Annotated in this window: 32 protein-coding genes; 1 reads left to right on the forward strand and 31 read right to left on the reverse strand. The window is 66.6% G+C overall.

What is annotated here, in order from left to right; all coding sequences use genetic code 11:
• Nucleotides 1-190: 190 nt before the first annotated feature.
• The 31 genes from ACQP0P_RS36340 to ACQP0P_RS36490 form a co-directional block, all read right to left on the reverse strand.
• On the reverse strand, nucleotides 191-430 hold the full coding sequence (locus ACQP0P_RS36340; protein WP_433364094.1) for a hypothetical protein: 240 nt from the start codon (nucleotides 428-430) through the stop codon (nucleotides 191-193).
• 220 nt (nucleotides 431-650) lie between these two features.
• On the reverse strand, nucleotides 651-854 hold the full coding sequence (locus ACQP0P_RS36345; protein WP_433364097.1) for a hypothetical protein: 204 nt from the start codon (nucleotides 852-854) through the stop codon (nucleotides 651-653).
• Nucleotides 851-1516, reverse strand: coding sequence for a hypothetical protein (locus tag ACQP0P_RS36350; RefSeq protein ID WP_433364100.1), 666 nt, complete (start codon nucleotides 1514-1516; stop codon nucleotides 851-853). Before ACQP0P_RS36350 ends, ACQP0P_RS36345 begins: the two co-directional genes overlap by 4 nt.
• Nucleotides 1513-2421, reverse strand: a complete 909-nt coding sequence (locus ACQP0P_RS36355; RefSeq protein WP_433364103.1) for a hypothetical protein — start codon at nucleotides 2419-2421, stop codon at nucleotides 1513-1515. Before ACQP0P_RS36355 ends, ACQP0P_RS36350 begins: the two co-directional genes overlap by 4 nt.
• 217 nt (nucleotides 2422-2638) lie before the next feature.
• A complete protein-coding gene (locus ACQP0P_RS36360) occupies nucleotides 2639-2833 on the reverse strand; it encodes a hypothetical protein (RefSeq protein ID WP_433364106.1) in 195 nt (64 codons plus the stop codon).
• A gap of 238 nt (nucleotides 2834-3071) precedes the next feature.
• The gene (locus ACQP0P_RS36365) at nucleotides 3072-3260 is read right to left on the reverse strand and encodes a hypothetical protein (protein WP_433364108.1); all 189 of its coding nucleotides are present in this window, start codon (nucleotides 3258-3260) and stop codon (nucleotides 3072-3074) included.
• A gap of 43 nt (nucleotides 3261-3303) precedes the next feature.
• The gene (locus ACQP0P_RS36370) at nucleotides 3304-3963 is read right to left on the reverse strand and encodes a hypothetical protein (protein ID WP_433364111.1); all 660 of its coding nucleotides are present in this window, start codon (nucleotides 3961-3963) and stop codon (nucleotides 3304-3306) included.
• Between the two features lie 289 nt (nucleotides 3964-4252).
• Complete coding sequence (locus ACQP0P_RS36375; RefSeq protein WP_433364114.1) at nucleotides 4253-4480, reverse strand: MerR family transcriptional regulator; 228 nt, start codon at nucleotides 4478-4480, stop codon at nucleotides 4253-4255.
• A 136-nt stretch (nucleotides 4481-4616) separates the two neighbouring features.
• On the reverse strand, nucleotides 4617-6287 hold the full coding sequence (locus tag ACQP0P_RS36380) for a TROVE domain-containing protein (RefSeq protein ID WP_433364117.1): 1671 nt from the start codon (nucleotides 6285-6287) through the stop codon (nucleotides 4617-4619).
• A 921-nt stretch (nucleotides 6288-7208) separates the two neighbouring features.
• A complete protein-coding gene (locus ACQP0P_RS36385) occupies nucleotides 7209-8048 on the reverse strand; it encodes a hypothetical protein (RefSeq protein WP_433364119.1) in 840 nt (279 codons plus the stop codon).
• Nucleotides 8049-8153: 105 nt separating this feature from the next.
• On the reverse strand, nucleotides 8154-8342 hold the full coding sequence (locus ACQP0P_RS36390; protein WP_433364122.1) for a hypothetical protein: 189 nt from the start codon (nucleotides 8340-8342) through the stop codon (nucleotides 8154-8156).
• Between the two features lie 25 nt (nucleotides 8343-8367).
• Nucleotides 8368-8808, reverse strand: a complete 441-nt coding sequence (locus tag ACQP0P_RS36395; RefSeq protein WP_433364125.1) for a hypothetical protein — start codon at nucleotides 8806-8808, stop codon at nucleotides 8368-8370.
• A complete protein-coding gene (locus ACQP0P_RS36400; RefSeq protein WP_433364128.1) occupies nucleotides 8805-9098 on the reverse strand; it encodes a hypothetical protein in 294 nt (97 codons plus the stop codon). The genes ACQP0P_RS36395 and ACQP0P_RS36400 overlap by 4 nt, the downstream gene beginning before the upstream one ends.
• Complete coding sequence (locus tag ACQP0P_RS36405; protein WP_433364131.1) at nucleotides 9095-9493, reverse strand: DUF6221 family protein; 399 nt, start codon at nucleotides 9491-9493, stop codon at nucleotides 9095-9097. Before ACQP0P_RS36405 ends, ACQP0P_RS36400 begins: the two co-directional genes overlap by 4 nt.
• Nucleotides 9490-9822, reverse strand: a complete 333-nt coding sequence (locus ACQP0P_RS36410; RefSeq protein ID WP_433364134.1) for a DUF2283 domain-containing protein — start codon at nucleotides 9820-9822, stop codon at nucleotides 9490-9492. Before ACQP0P_RS36410 ends, ACQP0P_RS36405 begins: the two co-directional genes overlap by 4 nt.
• Entirely contained in the window at nucleotides 9819-10079 is a 261-nt protein-coding gene (locus ACQP0P_RS36415) for a hypothetical protein (protein ID WP_433364137.1), read from the reverse strand. Before ACQP0P_RS36415 ends, ACQP0P_RS36410 begins: the two co-directional genes overlap by 4 nt.
• Nucleotides 10072-10524: a hypothetical protein gene (locus tag ACQP0P_RS36420; RefSeq protein WP_433364140.1), complete on the reverse strand. Its 453-nt coding sequence runs from the start codon at nucleotides 10522-10524 to the stop codon at nucleotides 10072-10074. The genes ACQP0P_RS36415 and ACQP0P_RS36420 overlap by 8 nt, the downstream gene beginning before the upstream one ends.
• Nucleotides 10524-10784, reverse strand: coding sequence for a hypothetical protein (locus tag ACQP0P_RS36425; protein WP_433364143.1), 261 nt, complete (start codon nucleotides 10782-10784; stop codon nucleotides 10524-10526). Before ACQP0P_RS36425 ends, ACQP0P_RS36420 begins: the two co-directional genes overlap by 1 nt.
• The gene (locus ACQP0P_RS36430) at nucleotides 10777-11175 is read right to left on the reverse strand and encodes a hypothetical protein (RefSeq protein WP_433364146.1); all 399 of its coding nucleotides are present in this window, start codon (nucleotides 11173-11175) and stop codon (nucleotides 10777-10779) included. The genes ACQP0P_RS36425 and ACQP0P_RS36430 overlap by 8 nt, the downstream gene beginning before the upstream one ends.
• A complete protein-coding gene (locus ACQP0P_RS36435; protein WP_433364149.1) occupies nucleotides 11168-11587 on the reverse strand; it encodes a hypothetical protein in 420 nt (139 codons plus the stop codon). The genes ACQP0P_RS36430 and ACQP0P_RS36435 overlap by 8 nt, the downstream gene beginning before the upstream one ends.
• Complete coding sequence (locus tag ACQP0P_RS36440) at nucleotides 11580-11732, reverse strand: hypothetical protein (protein WP_433364152.1); 153 nt, start codon at nucleotides 11730-11732, stop codon at nucleotides 11580-11582. The genes ACQP0P_RS36435 and ACQP0P_RS36440 overlap by 8 nt, the downstream gene beginning before the upstream one ends.
• Complete coding sequence (locus ACQP0P_RS36445) at nucleotides 11720-11992, reverse strand: hypothetical protein (RefSeq protein ID WP_433364154.1); 273 nt, start codon at nucleotides 11990-11992, stop codon at nucleotides 11720-11722. Before ACQP0P_RS36445 ends, ACQP0P_RS36440 begins: the two co-directional genes overlap by 13 nt.
• Complete coding sequence (locus ACQP0P_RS36450; protein ID WP_433364157.1) at nucleotides 11979-12317, reverse strand: hypothetical protein; 339 nt, start codon at nucleotides 12315-12317, stop codon at nucleotides 11979-11981. Before ACQP0P_RS36450 ends, ACQP0P_RS36445 begins: the two co-directional genes overlap by 14 nt.
• Nucleotides 12310-12543, reverse strand: coding sequence for a hypothetical protein (locus tag ACQP0P_RS36455; RefSeq protein ID WP_433364160.1), 234 nt, complete (start codon nucleotides 12541-12543; stop codon nucleotides 12310-12312). The genes ACQP0P_RS36450 and ACQP0P_RS36455 overlap by 8 nt, the downstream gene beginning before the upstream one ends.
• A complete protein-coding gene (locus tag ACQP0P_RS36460) occupies nucleotides 12540-12830 on the reverse strand; it encodes a hypothetical protein (RefSeq protein ID WP_433364162.1) in 291 nt (96 codons plus the stop codon). Before ACQP0P_RS36460 ends, ACQP0P_RS36455 begins: the two co-directional genes overlap by 4 nt.
• A gap of 4 nt (nucleotides 12831-12834) precedes the next feature.
• On the reverse strand, nucleotides 12835-13065 hold the full coding sequence (locus ACQP0P_RS36465) for a hypothetical protein (RefSeq protein ID WP_433364165.1): 231 nt from the start codon (nucleotides 13063-13065) through the stop codon (nucleotides 12835-12837).
• A gap of 64 nt (nucleotides 13066-13129) precedes the next feature.
• Nucleotides 13130-13540, reverse strand: coding sequence for a hypothetical protein (locus ACQP0P_RS36470; RefSeq protein ID WP_433364168.1), 411 nt, complete (start codon nucleotides 13538-13540; stop codon nucleotides 13130-13132).
• A gap of 223 nt (nucleotides 13541-13763) precedes the next feature.
• Nucleotides 13764-14027: a hypothetical protein gene (locus tag ACQP0P_RS36475; protein ID WP_433364171.1), complete on the reverse strand. Its 264-nt coding sequence runs from the start codon at nucleotides 14025-14027 to the stop codon at nucleotides 13764-13766.
• Nucleotides 14028-14040: 13 nt separating this feature from the next.
• Nucleotides 14041-14256, reverse strand: coding sequence for a hypothetical protein (locus tag ACQP0P_RS36480; RefSeq protein ID WP_433364174.1), 216 nt, complete (start codon nucleotides 14254-14256; stop codon nucleotides 14041-14043).
• Between the two features lie 83 nt (nucleotides 14257-14339).
• Nucleotides 14340-14540 carry a hypothetical protein gene (locus tag ACQP0P_RS36485; protein WP_433364177.1) on the reverse strand — a complete coding sequence of 67 codons (201 nt, stop codon included), beginning with the start codon at nucleotides 14538-14540 and terminating at the stop codon, nucleotides 14340-14342.
• Between the two features lie 67 nt (nucleotides 14541-14607).
• A complete protein-coding gene (locus tag ACQP0P_RS36490; protein ID WP_433364180.1) occupies nucleotides 14608-14838 on the reverse strand; it encodes a hypothetical protein in 231 nt (76 codons plus the stop codon).
• A 141-nt stretch (nucleotides 14839-14979) separates the two neighbouring features.
• On the opposite strand from ACQP0P_RS36490, the gene ACQP0P_RS36495 reads away from it, so the two are divergent.
• The gene (locus ACQP0P_RS36495) at nucleotides 14980-15165 is read left to right on the forward strand and encodes a hypothetical protein (RefSeq protein ID WP_433364183.1); all 186 of its coding nucleotides are present in this window, start codon (nucleotides 14980-14982) and stop codon (nucleotides 15163-15165) included.
• Nucleotide 15166: the final 1 nt, after the last annotated feature.

A 15166-nucleotide genomic window follows, 5' to 3' on the forward strand; every position in this document is an offset into this window, starting at 1 on the left:
CCGTGGGGCTCCGTGGTGCTGATCACGGGGTCGACTCGTGGGGGCGGCGCTTACACCAGTTCACCTGCACCTGCATTTCCACACAGCGCGCAGGCAGCCGTGACAGCGGTACGTGTAGCCATCGCTGTCGTACACGCCTAGGTAGACGGACCACTTACCGCACATACAGCGCGGCTGCGGAGGGGAAGGGTCAGGCGTGCTTGAACACGAAGATCGTGCGGCGGCCGAAGCACAGACCTACTGTCCACTTCGAGCCGTCTCGTGAGACGTGGATGGGCGTGAGGTGGAACTGCCAGCGCCAGCGGTTATGCCAGTGGTTGCGGTAGCCGAGCGGTTGCACATGTCCGACGTACAGGGCCAACCAGTGCCACGGCTTGTCTCCGCGCCACAACGTGCGGAGGTGCCGAGTGCTGTCTGCGGTTGTGTTCACGCGGAGCTCCCTGGGGGTCGGGGTGTGGTGCCGGGCGGGCGACGATCCCCAGCGAAGGGCGCAAGATCAGAAGGATTCCAGTTGCTGTCTTCCACTCTTCTTGCCTTGCCGCCCGCCCGGAGTAGTGCTCGACCCGACCGTGACGCGGCGTGGACCTGAACGATCGGGTCGAAGAACGTGCGCTTCCTGACGTCAGGAAGCGTGGAGTTTTACGAGGTCATCAGATCAGGCGGTACTCCGGCCACCCGCTCCCGTCGCAGAGCAGACACGCCTGGACGCGCGCACTCTCCAGCAGGAAACGCTTGAAGACCGGGAAGCCGGTCCCCTCGAACGAGCGCCCCTGCTCCTTGCAGAGGCGACACGGCTGAATGAGGGCATCCGGATCAGGGTCGGGCTCCCGCTTCGGGAAGGGGATGACGCTCATTCGCGCTCGCCCAAGGGGATGTTCGGACCGCGCCGCGCCTTGCGTCGGGCATCGTCCTCGGGCACGTCGGTGTCGAACAGGCCGCCCATACCGAAAAGCTTCTTCATGCCGTGAGCCATCAGGTCCTTGGTGTTTGCCATGAATTCTTTCGACCACGGGGAGTCGAGGATGAACAGCATCAGGCGGTCGTGGGAGATCAGCCATTCGCCGTAGTCGGCGTGGTGGACCTTGCCCGTCTCCGGGTTGGGCGGCTTCTCGGTGGCACACCAGAGTCCGAGGTCGCAGTAGTCGTCCAGGCATTCCCAGCCGAGCTTGCCGTCTCCGCGCTCTTCGTCGAGTTCCCGCTGTTCCTGGTAGGCCCATTGCTGCTCTTTGCGTGCCCACTGGCAGGACTCGTAGACGGGCATGCCGAGAGCGGCCCCAACCTCGGTGACTAGGAGGTAGCGCTTGTCGTCGCTCTCGAAGTGGACGGGCACTTCACCGAACCCGGCGAGGTCGATCATGTGGCCGGGCAGGGCGGGACGGATCCCGGTGAAGGAGTGGAAGCGCATCAGAGCAGCGAGCACGCGCTTGGTCTGCTCTTCGGGGCCGTAATCCATCAGGTTCCCGGCGTGGCGGCCCACGAGCGCGGTCGCGAAGGAGCCGAAATCCGGAGTGCTCATCGGCCGCCCTCGATCGCGAACAGGTAGTCGGTGGTGTGGGCGTTGCCGCGAAGGCCATCAGCGACGAGGCGGTGCTTGAAGTTCAGCTCCGGATCGCCCGGCCGGACCAGCGTCTTGAAGCGCCGCTTCTTCCGGAAGATCCCGGCCTCGTGCAGGTACAGGAACGGCTTGCCCTTGAACCCGGGCTCGAAGTGCTGGGGTCCGTCCTTGTAGGACTGGTTCTTCTCGTCCCATGCGCCCATGCCGCGCTGGTCGATCAGGTAGCCGCGCGAGTACAGGTGCTCGAAGAACACCCGGGCGGGCACCTCGGAGAAGTACTTCTTGTGGAACTTCGTCAGCGTGATGCCCGGTCCGCCCTCGAACTCTTCGAACTTCCGCTCGGCGATCTCCGCGCGGGCGGTCAGCTTCTGGTTGTCGGCCTCAAGCGCCTTCTCCCGGCGGACCTTGACGAGCAGAGCGGCCAGCGCCTCCTCGTAGTCCCCCGGGAGCCCGCTTGCCTGAGCCGGGACAAGCCCCGCATCCCGCTCCTCGGCGTCGAGCAGCGCTGTGCGGACCGCCTTGGCCACGTCGGATCCCCGCAGTAGCTGACCGACATTGAGCACGGCGCGGCGCGGGAAGAGGGCGATCTGCGTGATGGCCGAGCTCAGTCCTGCTAGGTCAGCGAAAGACCTAGCCTCCCGACCACGGAGAACGTGCAGACCGTTCTTGGTCAGCTCGGCGCGGTTGTTCTTGATCGTGGATTTGATCGTCTCGATGGGCACTTCGTAGTAGTCGGCGACGATCTCCACCGTGACGTGGTCGGTGCCCTTCAACTGCCGGAGCTTCTTGACCCGGTCGAGCACCTCGACCCGGTCGGCGTACTGCTCGCGCAGCGACGCGGATTCGGTCAGAGCGAGCTCGTTCACGCTGCCCCCTGAGGCAGTGCGCGGACGGTGGGGGAAGTATGGTTTTGCATGTCAACTCTCTGGTGAAGGGTTGGCCATCCCCGGGACGGTTACCGCCGTCGCCGGGGTTTTTCAGTTGAAGAACTGTCGTTCTAATTCTCCCATATTGGGCTGTCCGATGCAGGGCAGGTAAACGCTTCCCGGCATCTTCGAGTAGGCAATTTGTACAGAAAACGGATCAGCAGCAGGCAGATCGACCAGTGCCGGGCACGAGACGCCGAATGGAGTCGGCCTCGTACACCGACACCCCGCCCGCCCGCTGCACGGTGATCCTCGGCGTGGGGGTCGTCTCGACGTCAACCCGGTCCTCTGCGCGCCACGTCTGGATCCACTCGGCGACCTCGCGGACGCTCTTCGCCGTCAGGGCCGTCATCGTGGGCTCCTCTCCGCCTGACGGAGCCCAGCGGCGTCGGCTCGTGCTTCGTCTCGCTGCCGTACCACCCACAGCAGCGCGTACAGCCACGCCACATCGATCAACCGGTGAAGTGGCACAGGCCAACCCGGTACGAAGCTGAGCACTGCCGCCAAGCCCCAGAGCGGCACCATGACACGGAGGAGGCGGGCGGTGTCGCTGGTGGGCGGGTCTGCGAGGACACGCCAAGCCTGGCGGATCACGCCTGCTCCCTGAACGCCCCGATAACGGCCAGCGATGCCAGAACCAGGAAGTTCGCTGCGAACGCCTGAAACACGATCACGTCGGTGGCGTCGCTGCCGGGCTGCCACAGCCACTCCGACAACCACCAGCCGGTCCCGTAGCCCGTGGACTGAGCCGCGACGTAGATCGGCAGGGAGCGGCTCACTCGACGTCTCCGGTCTGGCTTCCCCGGTGACGGCGGAACCACCTCACAGCCATGCCCCCCGTCCGTCAGGGGTCGTGAAGTCCGGCGCGCTCTTGCTCGGCGCGGCACAGATGGTGAACCCGTCGGCGTCGGTGAACGTGAGGGTGTCCACCGTGAACCAGAGCCCATGCAACGACACGCCCGGCGCGATCCCTGCCTGCTCAGCGATGCGATCACGAGGCACTGTGAAGTGGTCGCTGGTGGTGTGAACCGGCGTCTTGAGCACAGCCCGACCGTCGACCTCGTACCAGACCTGCACCTCGATCCGGTCCAACCCTGCCGTGCACTCGGCTGCCTGGTGGTTGCGCACCCCCATGTACTGGGCGCGCTCATCGGCGAACGCTTCGCGTGTGGTCTCCATGTCCCAACTACCGACGACGATGGCCGTAGGACGTCGGGCTGGCCCCTCCCATGTGGCGCGGAAGGTGCTGGTGTTGCCGTCGAAGTCGCGGCGCTCCGTGCGCTCCTGCGGCTCCTGATTCTCACCCAGGTGCCATCGGATGGTGTGCCACGTCCGAACCTCAACTGGCCCCTCGGTGAGGTCGAACTCCTCGATGTGGGCAGCGAGTTCGTACGCTTCAGCGTCCTCGCGGCGGGTGAAGATCCGCAGGTTCGTGTAGTTGTACTCGCCAGGCTGATCGCTGGCAGTCAGGTAGACCTTCATGGTTCTCCAAGGGGGGTTTCGGGGGGAGGTTGAGCGGCGCCGATCCTGTCCCCACCCCCCAGCGGAGGAGGACCGGCACCGCAGCGCGGCGAGCTGTCGCTTGGGGGCTCCTGCTCAGCGTCACGCCACACGCCCGTGCGACCGGGCGTGCGTTCTTGAGGGTGGTGGTCTGGTCCGCCTCGCGCGCAGACCAGACCACCACCAGGGCTCAACACGCCGCATCGGGGAAGAGCAGCGCGGAGCCGGCACGCCTCGCCAGGGGCGCGCATCTCGGAATGTCTAAAGGAATCTAGGCCGCGTCGGCCTCGTCAGGCCGAAATCGCATCTGGCACTCAAGGCGGGCCAGGTCACGGTAGTCGTACACGTTGTACCGGCCGATCTTCCCTAACGGTCTAACGTCATCGCTGCGGGAAATCCACGACCGGACCGTGCCAGGCGGGACACCGAAACGCTCTGCGGCCTGCGAAGGGGTGACCACTTCGGACGGGTCGATATCGGGGTCAATTCCAGGGAGCATTGTCACCCCCCGGGCACACAAAAAAGGCCCTCGGAGAACACTCTCCTGAGGGCACACCTATCGGCGCGATCTAGGATTGCATGCAGGTCAGGGGCTTGTCCAATCTGACCTGCATGCAGGGCCGAAATTCGTCGAATCAGCTCCGGATGAAGCCGCCCACAACCATCGGCAGCGATGCATCCAAGCCCGCCATGTTCAGCACCCCTGGATCGTTCGGGTCGCCAATCGTGTGGCCAGCCGCAGTCATCGCCGCGACCACCACGCGGGCGCCCGGGTTGATCGCCTTGCGGTAGGCCGTCAGTGACTGGCTGGGGTGAGAGCGGCCCGCCCAGGTCTCGTTGTCAGTGAAGACCAGGATGCCGTCGACGTTCATCTTCTCCTGCCGCGCCCAGTCGAACGGCAGTGCGAGGTTCGTGCCGCCGCCGGACGGCCGCCAGGAGGCGATCTCCCGCAGGTTCGTGCGGGGCGTCACCTTGGATGCGTGGACGGAGGTGTCGACGTCGATGACGTGGACGTTGCCCTTCTCGATACGGGCCAGCATGACCGCCATGGCGCACCCCACCTCGTAGGGAGCGCCGAGCGGAGACCCGCCCACCATGAGGCGTCCGCCCCAGCCGCCGCTCATCGACCCTGAGGAGTCGACGGCGACGAGGAGGCGCTTGCCAGACGGCTCGACGCTGCCGAAGGACAGCTCGTAGGTCTCCTCCAACGCGTCGAGGATCACCGGGACAGGCTTCCACCTCTGAACGTCGGCGCGCGGGTTCGGCTGGGCGGTGCCGGACGCGTAGACACGCATGGCCAGCCAGGCGTCCATCGGGTGGATGCGTGCCTTGACGATCGCCTCGCCGTTGGTGAGGCGGGCGACCGCGCGGCGGGTGGCCTCCCCCATGGGCTTGAGCGTGCCGAGGCGGGTCATACGGGCGAGGTTACGGATGAGCGCGGTCATACCGACCGTGTCCACCAGCGCCTCCCACACCGCAGGCTCACGCAGCATCGCGTCGGGCAGGAACTCCCACGGCACTCGCAGTTCGCCCACGACGCGGATCGCCTCGGCCGGCGTGGTGACGGCCTTCGCGGTGAGGAACCTGTCCACCGCGGGCAGCACCTCGCGCGCCTGGTCGTCGGTGACGTTGCCTGCGATCCACCCGAACAGCGCCTTGTGCTCGGCGGTGTCGGCCTTGGGGTGGGCGATGCGTAGCACGTCCCGCAGCGCCAGCGCCTCGCCCTGCGGCGTCTTGCGCTGCATCGCCTTACACGCCCGGAACGCCACGTTGTCGGGCTCGTCCCGCAGGAACCATGACGCCAGCGCGGTCCGCAGAGAACGGCCCACGACCAGGCCGGAGCCGTTGCGTGACGCCTTACCGCCGAGGTTCTTCAGGTAGCCGACGAACATCGCCAGATGATCCGTGGTCCGCACGACCAGTGGAAGCGCACCCTTCACAGCCTGGCGGCTGTCGAGGTCACCGCGGGCGAACGCGGCGGCAAGAGCGAAGATGGCCGGCCGCGGCTTCGGTGCGCGAGGCGGCCGGGCGGTGGAGATCGCCACGATGAGGTTGACGACGCGAGGCCCGTCCTCAGCGATCGCCTGGAACAGCACGTCGGCGTTGTCTGCCGTCAGCTTGTCCTCGCCCACGTAGTAGGTGCCGCCCGTGGTGCCGAGGATCAGGAAGTCCTCCAGCTTGGTCCAGGTGTCCTTGGCGAAGACGTAGCCGCCGGCGTTGTTGCGGACCTGGTCGGTGCGGCCGGGGATGCGCTGCGTCTGCGGGGTGGTGATCGTGTTGATCGCCGCGTAGGGGTCGCGCGCCATGGTGCTCTCTCCTTTGTTCGACCCGCCCGTGGGCGGATATGCGAAAGGGGAGCGGATGTGGTGATGGACGCCGGGGTTTTGACAATCGCTCTGCCAGGCTGAGCTACACCCAGGAACTTCTGGTCTGGGCGGCGGGACTTGAACCCGCGACAAATTGTTCCCGATAACCGACGTTCTTCGACCCGCTCCCCTGCTCGTCAGCCCTGCCAGCGGTGCGGATATGGAGACTCCGACCGGGTTTGCCCTAACCAATCGGGCGGCGGGCCGCGAACGGCCCGACAGGATTCGAACCTGCATTCACCGTGAGTGATAACCGATCAGATTCGACCCGCACCACCGACAGGGCTGACGAGCGATCAGGCCAGGTGAAGGCACGGATATGGGGACGCCCACCGGTATTTTTGGTGCTCTGCCAATTGAGCTACACAGGCCGAAGCCTGCGGCGGGACTCGAACCCGCAACCACCCCATTAACAGTGGATAACCGATGATGCTTCGACCCGTGCCAACACCAGACCTGACCAGTTCATCGAGCCGGGAGAAGGCGCGGATATGGGAGCAGACACCGGCGGGATCTACGCAAAGAGATAACCGATGTCCTTCGACCCGCACCGACTCCAGGCCCGATGAACTGCATGCAACGCTACCGATCAGTTCGTGTGAGCACATCCCGTTTTCTGGCGCGTCGCGAAATGTCAGGCGATCGTCGCGAGCGAAGACCTGACATCTTTTGCTCGCTGGCGGTGGGCGCGCTTTGCGGCGACGTTCTGGCAGGACGTCGAGCAGTAGATCGCATCTTCGCGAGGATGCTCCCGCCCCCGGCCTTCGTCTTGCCAGCGGAACTCCCGCCCGCAGCCGACGAGAGCGCACGTCTTCACATCAGGCAGAGTGCCGCGGCCCCGGCAGGTGGGGCATGACTCGCTCATGCTCGCCCACTCAGCTGACCGTAGTCGATGTGCGGCTTGGGCGTTCGCTGGGCCGCGAGAGCAACGGCCTGCTCCTTGCGGGCCGGGGTCGCGGCTTCGACAAGTGCCATGTACTCGTCGACGGTCATGACCATGGGACCGCCGCGGGATGCTCCGCAGTCGCGGTTGCGGCACTCGATACGGTCCTCGCCCTCGATCTGGGAGAGGGTCGCGAGGCGGCATTGCGGGCAGCGGAGCTGCTTGCTGATGCGGCGCGGGCGGGTCTTCGCCGCCGCGCTGATCTGGTTGTGCCACCACAAGACTCCAACGCCGAAGTCTTCGGCGTACTCCGGGTGGGCGAGTATGCCGTCCAACTGAGCGGAGAGCAGCGACACAACCGCCATCAGCGCCGGAGCCGACTCACCTCGGTACGGGGGTACGGTCAGGCCTTGGGACTTCCAGTAGTCCGTTTGCCAGCCACGGAGCCACCGGACGAGATCGTCGAGCTGGTCATGAGCAGGAGATGGCGAGTTCGGTTCAGGGCTGGAGGAGACGCGCTCTTCGAGGCTGATCGATCCATACCCGTCCGCGTTCATGAGGCGTAGCGCCATCTGCTGATCCAGGTCCAGCAGGGAGGCGCGAATCGCTGCGCTGTCTTCGAGGCACCAGATGGGGGTGCCGGCCGTCCAGCGGAGGGTGGGCTCAATGGGGCAGACAGGTTCGGGTCCGCAGTCATCGTTGGTGGTGTTCGCCCAGGCGGTCATCTCTGTCTGCCATGCGGCGAGGTTGCGGGTGTATTCCTCGGTCCTGCGGCGCTGAGACGCATTGCAGCGACCGATACAGACGCGATCGGACATTGGTGGCCTCCCCGAGGTCGTACGCTTGGGACAGGCTCTGGTGACGGCTGGGGCTGGCGAGGTTGGCGGGCGGCTTCCCGGTGGGCGGGGGGCCGCTTCTGCTGTCTAGCGCTCTTGCCGGTCGAGTTCTTCCCTGCCTCGCTGGGCGAGCCATTCGCCGACGTCGACCAGGTCCTCCCCGTCCAGCCGTACCGCCATGGCGATCAGGTACGACTCGCCCGAGCGCGGGCCGCGGTGAAGCTCAACGCCGGGTATGCGCGGGTGGGCGAGGACGAGCGGAGGGGAGAAGATCACGGATGGCATTGTCGCAGGGGTGTCCTCAGTAGTTGCCCTCGGCGACCTGTAGGACGGTCAGGCCGAGGCTCCGCCACATGGCGGTGACCGATGCGCGGTCGTCGATGACTCCGGCGACCTCCCTGAGGACGAAGTTCCGCTGGTAGATGTCGCGTTTCACTTTCACGTCGGGCCGGTTGTCGTGGTCGGCGCGCATCCACAGTCCTTCCGCGTCATCCCAGTAGCCGACGTTGGCCTCAAGCCACATCTCCGTTTGGCGGCGGCACTGCTCCTTGCGCCCGGACACGTACGCCACCGGATGCCCGGCGAGGATGAGCGCCTGGACGACGGCGACAACCGGCGGGTTCGGGGTGTCTTCTCCTACCCGGTGCCAGTCGTAAGGGTTCCGGTCTCCTCGGAGAGCGAGAGTGCCGTCGAGGTCAACGATCCACAGGGCCTTGCTCTTAGGCTCTTCCCAGGAGGTCACGGCGCTCCGCCTTCCGCTGTCTGCCTGTCCAGCTCTTCGAGGATGCTCGCTACGTCGCCGAAATCACCCCAGTTGAAGTCTGCTCGCTCGCCGTGCGGACAGGCGATGATCGCCTCGAAGCGGGCGTAGTCGCATCCGGTGTCGCAACCGTACGTTCCGTTGTAGGCGTCGGGGTCTTCGACGTGCGCCTCTGGGCAGGCGGCGAGATGCTCGTTGTCGGCCTCACCAGGTTTGCGGTAGGTGGCCAGGATGAAGCGTGCCACGCGTTCGTCAGCGTCGTAGGCGCTCACGGTGTCGTCCCTTCGGGTGCCCACTCAGGCAGGTATCCAGGGCGGTGGCGATAGCGATGCGCCTGCCGTCGCAGGTAGGTGCACGGGAAGTCTGCCTCATGCTCGCCGCACCATTCGCAGTCATAAGCGAAGTTCTCCACGTGGTGGGCGATCTCGGCGAGGTCGGCTTCACAGTCGGTAAGGATCTGGCGGGGGTCGTTGAACACGATGTGGTCCACCGTGTTCCGAAGTTGATTGCCACTCAACGCGAACCCGTCCGCGACCCGCTCTCCGTCAACGGCCAGTACCTCGTCATGCTCAGCGTTGGCGGACCACGGGCTTGGCGATGCCGCTTCGGCGAGTGCCTTTCTGGTCTCGATCTGCTGGCGCAGCCAGGACAGCATGTCCTCGATCACGGCTTCTCCCCCTTGGGTACGGCTGACGCCTCGGGCCAGGCGGCGAGAATCTCGATGCCGATCACTTGCCCGCCCTCGTCGAGGTCGAGATTGACCGTAGCGGGCACTTCCACAGTCCGGGTGACGTCGCCAGGCAGGACAAGGCCGTGCAAGGCCACGTACGTGGCGCCTGCCTCAGCGTCGTAGGTGTAGAAAGCGCGGGCGGGCCTCTTGGATCGCGAGGCGGGCGCCTTCTTGGAGAGCCCGCTTGCGGCGACAGCTGCACTCATCGCCCTGCCCGCCCTTCCCATCGCTTCACGTACGGCGTCGTAGTCGATCTGGTTGCTCACGCGATCTCCTCGGAGGTTGCGGGTACGGCTGGCGTCTCGGTGTCGTCCAGGATGTCGCGGATCTGCTCGGCCAGCAGGCGCAACTCGTCTGGGGTGGTCTCCGCAACGATGCAGCCCTTGAACCGGGCGCGGGTGTGGAGCTCCAGGAACACGCTCCCGCCTGATGCGGCCAGGGTGATGTCGGAAGCGGCGACGTCGCGGAACATCCACCACCAGGCGAGGCGGTCACGCAGGGACGGACCTCGCACGTCAGGCATTCGGCGTCTCCTGCGGGTCTCGGCTGTCGAGCCACTCGGTCAGTGTGTCCCGTAGCTGGGTGATCTGTTTGCGGTCGAGGATGACCGCGCCGCTCTCCCCGTCGTCTTGGTGGACTGCTAGGCGTCCGTAGTCCACGGAGGGGGCGTCATCAGTATCGGTGCCTCTCACGGACGGGTGACAGTGGTTCGGGACGCCGCAGAACAGCACAGCGCCGCCGCGAGGATCCTCAGCGGACGGATTGATGTGACTGCCCTGGTAGATGATGGGCGCCTGCTGCCCGCACGAGCAGGCGATGCTGCGGTCCCTGTACCAGTACCGGCCACCTGACGCGGCGTAGCCGCCAGCGGCACGCGCTTCCTCGGCGGTGGCCTTCACGTACTGGGCGCACCCGCCGATGACGTGGCTGTTGTCGTCGATCCACAACCAGGTGGCGTAGATGGACATCAGGTGGTCCTTTCCGAGGTGCCGTCGATCGCCGCGTACTCGGCCCGCCACCGTGCCGTGTCCGGGTGGCCGGCACAGTAGGCCTCGTTCAGCATGACGCCGGCGAGGGTGCGGGCGCGGGCCAGAGCAGCGCGGGCAGCGTCCAGGTCCGGGCCGACCACTGCCAGCATGGCGTCCACCGCGGCCTCCCGGGTCAAGCCGAGACCGCCGCTCTCATCATCGAGGGCGGACAGGCAGCGCTCGCGGAGGTCGTCAGTCACGGTCGCCCTTCACCTCTACACCGATGATGGGCACATCGGGGGCGATCATCCGAAACTCGTCGAACGGGTTGATCCGGGTGTGATCCTCGGGGTGGAGCGGGGCCACGGGGCGCGTCTCGCCGAAGCGCTCCACCTGCTCGGCGAGCCACCGCTCAACGTGCTCCTTGCCATCGAACTCGTCGGGTGTCTGAACGTCGGCCAGGTCGGGATGCTGCTCCAAGAGCGGCTCCCTGCATTCTTCCCCTGCGCGCGGTAACTGGTGAGTGAACAGGTTGTCGCTGGTCATCCAGTTGAGGATGCGGTAGATGCCGTCCATGTGGGTGGGCGAGACGAGCAGGCCCGTGGTGATGGACAGGATGTCGCCCAGGTGGAAGTCGCGGATCTCAGGCATCGGGGGTCTCCTTGTCGGTGAGGGCGGTGAGGGCGGTGAGGGCAGCGAGGCCGCAGGTGCAGGGCTCCCCCGCGCCGTCTGCGCGGCAAGAGCGGCAGTGGGCAGTGTAGGAGTGGAGGTGGGCGAGCGCCGCCTCAGCCTCTTCGGCGCGGGAGCGGTGGTCGACGGCGCGCCGGTCGGCGTACTTGAGCTGGCGGCGCAGTTCGGTGGCGAGGTCCTCGGCGCGCTGCTGCCTGCCCTGGGCTTCGCTGACCTTGGCGTCGGCTTTGAGTTGGGCCTCGGCGATGAGCGGCTGGGCGAGTTCTTGCGCGCGCTGGTCGATGTGTGCCTGGAGGTTGGCGAGCATGCCGTCGAGCCGATCGAGCAGGCTCTCCTGGCGGAGGATTTCGCCGAGGTCACGGGTCTCAGGCACCGGGGCCAACCTCCTTCAGGCGGCAGGAGCAGCGCGGGCAGAGCTTCCACGGCTCGTCATGGACGGCGCCGCTCCAGTCGCAGTCTCCGGTGTTGGTGCACACCTGCCGCAGGTCGTCGTAGTACTCGGAGATCACGTATCGCATGGGCGCTCCTCGGGGAGGGCGGCGCGGAGACGGGCGACGAGGATGGAGTCGTCCGCGTCGAACCGGTACATCGCGAACTGTTCGGCGCAGTCCAGCACGTGGCGGTAGTCCGCGGCGGGGACGACGACCAGCCCTGCCCCGGTCAGAGCGTCAACAGCGATGCGGGCAGCGTCTTCGGCCTCGCTCCCCGACATGGGGACGCCAGCGCACACACGCATCTGGTCGCGGAGAGCGGCCTCGATCAGCTCAGCGGGCGTCAAGGGCTTCTCCCTCGATTTCGTCGGCCAGCGCGCGGAACGCCATCGACAGGTGCGTCGTCTCGACATGCGACAGGCGCTCATGGCGCGCCTGGAAGGCGAACAGGTTGACGAAGCCGCCCGAGAACTCCCACTTGGCGAGCTTGCGGATCTCCTCGGCTACCTTGCGGCGTGTGCGCGCTTCGATGTGCGGCAGGGACTCGCCCACGTGCCAGCCCAGCGGTCCATCCCAGTGGGGGCAGCATGCGCGCACATGCTCTACGCCCGGATGGTCGCCGTGGCAGACGCACGGGCAGGCTTGTACGGCCTCTGAGGGGATCTCAGGCATTGGCCTTCTCCTTGATCGGGGTGATGGTGTACCGCCACACCTGGCCCTTCAGGCGGCGCACGTGGGACTCTTGCTCGTCGCCGCACGGGCCGCACGTGAACGTGGTGTGGCGGCCCATGTTGAACACGTCGGCGGAGAACACCTGCGTAGCAGGGGTGTTGCAGCAGTACTCGCAGGCGAGCAGGGCGGCAGGTGTGGGCGCCTCTCGGGGATCAGGGGCGGTCACGAGGCCACCTCGGGGGCGTACACGGTCGGCAGCGGAGTCGGACCGGTGTACTGGCGGCACGTGCACCTGACCTGCTCCTTGCCGATCCAGTCGCCGTATCTGTTGTGCTTGTCCACGGCCTTCAGGCCGTGGCATTCGCCCGTCGCGGGGTCGTGGTAGGCCAACTCGTGGCCGCACCCGCACACGGGCTTGATCGGCTTCGACGGGCGTCGGCGGGCGGGAGCGAACCGGCCAACCACCCAGCCGACCAAGATGAGCCCGCCGCCGGTGAGCATTTCGAGCACCATCAGGTCAGTCCTCCTCGGATGCAGGGTCAGGGGTCGGCCAACTCTCGATCTCGGCGGCGACGGCGAGAATCACGTCGCTGATCGCGAGGGGGAAGGACAGTTTGTGCCGGCCGATGAAGTCGCGCTGCGCGAGAATGTTGGCAACCTTCAGGCCGCCGATCTCTCTGAGGCGGGCAGCGACCTTCTGGCGCTCGTCGTGGCGGACGGCCTGGATCGCAAACTGCGTGGGGTCCATCGGGTCAGTTCTCCTTGGTGATGTCGGGTGGCCCTGCAGGTGCCTGCAGGGCCAAGGGAAGTGGTCACTTCGCGATGAACGGCCCAAACCAAGCGGACACCTGGTCGCGGAACACCAGCACGAGCACCATCGCCAGGAACGGCGCCGCGAGCAGTCTGAGCACGCCGGGCCAGGTCTGGATCTGCCGGTTGAACCACTTCTCCAAGCCAGGGAACAGGCGCACGGTTGGGGCGTCTTCGATGTGCGCTGCCCAGTGCTCCGTTTCGGCGTACCAGCGGGTGCGTGCCGCCCACCTGCGGGCGCTGAGCCGGGCAACAGCAGCACCGGCCAGCGCTGCCGCTGCCGCTCCGAGCAGGCGCGGTTCGTGCGTCGTGAACCACGTGATCAGCGACGTGACCGCCCCGCTGATCTGGACGTACACCGCGCCCTGTCGGAAGCGCGACATTCGGTCGGCTTCTCGCTCCAGTCTGTGCATCGGGGGTGCTCCTTTTCGGGGGGCGGTGGTCAGGGGCGGGTGGTGTGGAGGGTGGTGACCCGGGCGACAACGACCAGGCCAGCGGTGAACGCGAGGGCGAACTGGCGGGGCGAGCGAGGGAAGTTCACGGGGAGCCTTTCGAGCGGTGCGGTCAGGGGTGAGTGCTCTCTCCCGCTTCTGAGGCGAGACCAGCCATGACGCTGGGAAGAGAGAGCCGAGAGGGTCAGGGGGCGGCGGGCGGATCAGCCACGATGGGAGCAACCTCGTCGAGCGCGTCCAGCGCAGCCATCCGGCGCCGAATCTCCGCAACGTCGTTCTCGATGGTCTGGGCGTACTGCTCGCCGAGGCTGTGCTGACCTGCCTGCACGTCATTCAGCAGGTACAGCGCGTACTCCTCTATGTGCTTCGCGAGGTCACCGATTTTCTTCTGGTGCCGCTTCCGAACGCTGTTGAAGAGGTGCTGGTCGACGGGATCACTGCTGGGCATCTCGGTTCTCCGTTCAGAGGTTGAGGGGCGCAAGTTCGTCGGCACGGAAGGAAGCAGGGAGGTTGTCCGGGTCTCCGTCCAGGAGCACGCCGTAGCTGTCCCACTTGTCGTGCAGGTCGGTGATCGTGCCGGGCGTCCCGGCGGGAGCGGAGAAGGCGCCGGGCCAGGCGGCGGGGGCGTCAACGGTGGTACGGACGCGCTGGCCGATACGGAAGGTCGTGCTCGTCATCGCTTCTCCTTTGAAGGGTGGGCGTCTGGTCGGGTGTTCTGCGAGCCGCTCCGGAAGTGCGGAGCGGCTCGCGGATCAACCGGTCAGGCGTGGCAGCACTCGCACCACCGGTGACGCCACGCGTGGCGCTCAATGGCGTCGTTGACCTGCTTGAGCAGCGGCGGCGGCAGCGTCGCCCGAAGGTCAGCGGCGGCGGCGGGTGCGAGCTTCTCCAGGAGGCGGGCGGTGAGAGCGTCGCTGAATACGAGGGAGTCGAACGGGCTGGCGGTGTAAAGGTCGGTCATCGGGGGCTCCAGTTCGTCGAGGCGGGGTGGTGCGGATGGGGCTCCCGTAGGAGCCCCGATCGCAACGTCAGGCGGCGGCGCGGTGCTCGATGGCGGACTTGAACAGCAGGGCCGCCGTCTCGGTGTTGCCCTCGGCGAGCAGGGCGACCGCGAGGCGGGCGGCGCGGTCGGCGGCGGCGATGTGAGCGGCTTTGGCGGCGGCGTCGGCCAGCTCCGCGATGAGCTTGTTGGGGCGGGCGGTGGCGCGGAGGCTGGCGAGGTTGGAGCCGAGGCGGGTGCGGGGGGCGGTGGCGGTCATTTAGCGCTCCTTAGCTGGGAGGAAGCAGTACGGGTGGCGCGACACCCATACTGCCAGGGTGGCGCGACACCCGCAACCCTTTCTTTCACCCAAATCCCCAGCGTGCTACCTTCAGGGTGTCGCGACAAGGAGAGAGCCGCCATGCCCACCAAAGGCAACCCGCGCCAGGCGTTCCGCTTCGCCCCGGAACTCTGGGAAGACTTCAAAAAGGCGTGCGCCGACGAAGGCACCACGCCCACCGAAGACGTACGCACACACGTCGAAAAGAAGGTGCGCGCGTGGCGGCGACGTCGAGCACAAGCCGACAACGGGGAGACCGCCGAATAGC

The organism is Streptosporangium sp. CA-115845 (genome assembly GCF_050943795.1).
GTDB lineage: Bacteria > Actinomycetota > Actinomycetes > Streptosporangiales > Streptosporangiaceae > Streptosporangium.

What these genes read in the sequence shown, in the direction of transcription:
- ACQP0P_RS36345 (WP_433364097.1), bottom strand. Translation starts at nt 854, where the DNA reads ATGAGCGTCATCCCCTTCCCGAAGCGGGAGCCCGACCCTGATCCGGAT.
- ACQP0P_RS36485 (WP_433364177.1), bottom strand. Translation starts at nt 14,540, where the DNA reads ATGACCGACCTTTACACCGCCAGCCCGTTCGACTCCCTCGTATTCAGC.
- ACQP0P_RS36495 (WP_433364183.1), top strand. Translation starts at nt 14,980, where the DNA reads ATGCCCACCAAAGGCAACCCGCGCCAGGCGTTCCGCTTCGCCCCGGAA.
- ACQP0P_RS36385 (WP_433364119.1), bottom strand. Translation starts at nt 8,048, where the DNA reads ATGTCCGATCGCGTCTGTATCGGTCGCTGCAATGCGTCTCAGCGCCGC.
- ACQP0P_RS36465 (WP_433364165.1), bottom strand. Translation starts at nt 13,065, where the DNA reads ATGGACCCCACGCAGTTTGCGATCCAGGCCGTCCGCCACGACGAGCGC.
- ACQP0P_RS36475 (WP_433364171.1), bottom strand. Translation starts at nt 14,027, where the DNA reads ATGCCCAGCAGTGATCCCGTCGACCAGCACCTCTTCAACAGCGTTCGG.
- ACQP0P_RS36430 (WP_433364146.1), bottom strand. Translation starts at nt 11,175, where the DNA reads ATGCCTGAGATCCGCGACTTCCACCTGGGCGACATCCTGTCCATCACC.
- ACQP0P_RS36375 (WP_433364114.1), bottom strand. Translation starts at nt 4,480, where the DNA reads ATGCTCCCTGGAATTGACCCCGATATCGACCCGTCCGAAGTGGTCACC.
- ACQP0P_RS36420 (WP_433364140.1), bottom strand. Translation starts at nt 10,524, where the DNA reads ATGTCCATCTACGCCACCTGGTTGTGGATCGACGACAACAGCCACGTC.
- ACQP0P_RS36380 (WP_433364117.1), bottom strand. Translation starts at nt 6,287, where the DNA reads ATGGCGCGCGACCCCTACGCGGCGATCAACACGATCACCACCCCGCAG.
- ACQP0P_RS36490 (WP_433364180.1), bottom strand. Translation starts at nt 14,838, where the DNA reads ATGACCGCCACCGCCCCCCGCACCCGCCTCGGCTCCAACCTCGCCAGC.
- ACQP0P_RS36360 (WP_433364106.1), bottom strand. Translation starts at nt 2,833, where the DNA reads ATGACGGCCCTGACGGCGAAGAGCGTCCGCGAGGTCGCCGAGTGGATC.
- ACQP0P_RS36440 (WP_433364152.1), bottom strand. Translation starts at nt 11,732, where the DNA reads ATGCGATACGTGATCTCCGAGTACTACGACGACCTGCGGCAGGTGTGC.
- ACQP0P_RS36370 (WP_433364111.1), bottom strand. Translation starts at nt 3,963, where the DNA reads ATGAAGGTCTACCTGACTGCCAGCGATCAGCCTGGCGAGTACAACTAC.
- ACQP0P_RS36460 (WP_433364162.1), bottom strand. Translation starts at nt 12,830, where the DNA reads ATGGTGCTCGAAATGCTCACCGGCGGCGGGCTCATCTTGGTCGGCTGG.
- ACQP0P_RS36350 (WP_433364100.1), bottom strand. Translation starts at nt 1,516, where the DNA reads ATGAGCACTCCGGATTTCGGCTCCTTCGCGACCGCGCTCGTGGGCCGC.
- ACQP0P_RS36480 (WP_433364174.1), bottom strand. Translation starts at nt 14,256, where the DNA reads ATGACGAGCACGACCTTCCGTATCGGCCAGCGCGTCCGTACCACCGTT.
- ACQP0P_RS36450 (WP_433364157.1), bottom strand. Translation starts at nt 12,317, where the DNA reads ATGCCTGAGATCCCCTCAGAGGCCGTACAAGCCTGCCCGTGCGTCTGC.
- ACQP0P_RS36415 (WP_433364137.1), bottom strand. Translation starts at nt 10,079, where the DNA reads ATGCCTGACGTGCGAGGTCCGTCCCTGCGTGACCGCCTCGCCTGGTGG.
- ACQP0P_RS36470 (WP_433364168.1), bottom strand. Translation starts at nt 13,540, where the DNA reads ATGCACAGACTGGAGCGAGAAGCCGACCGAATGTCGCGCTTCCGACAG.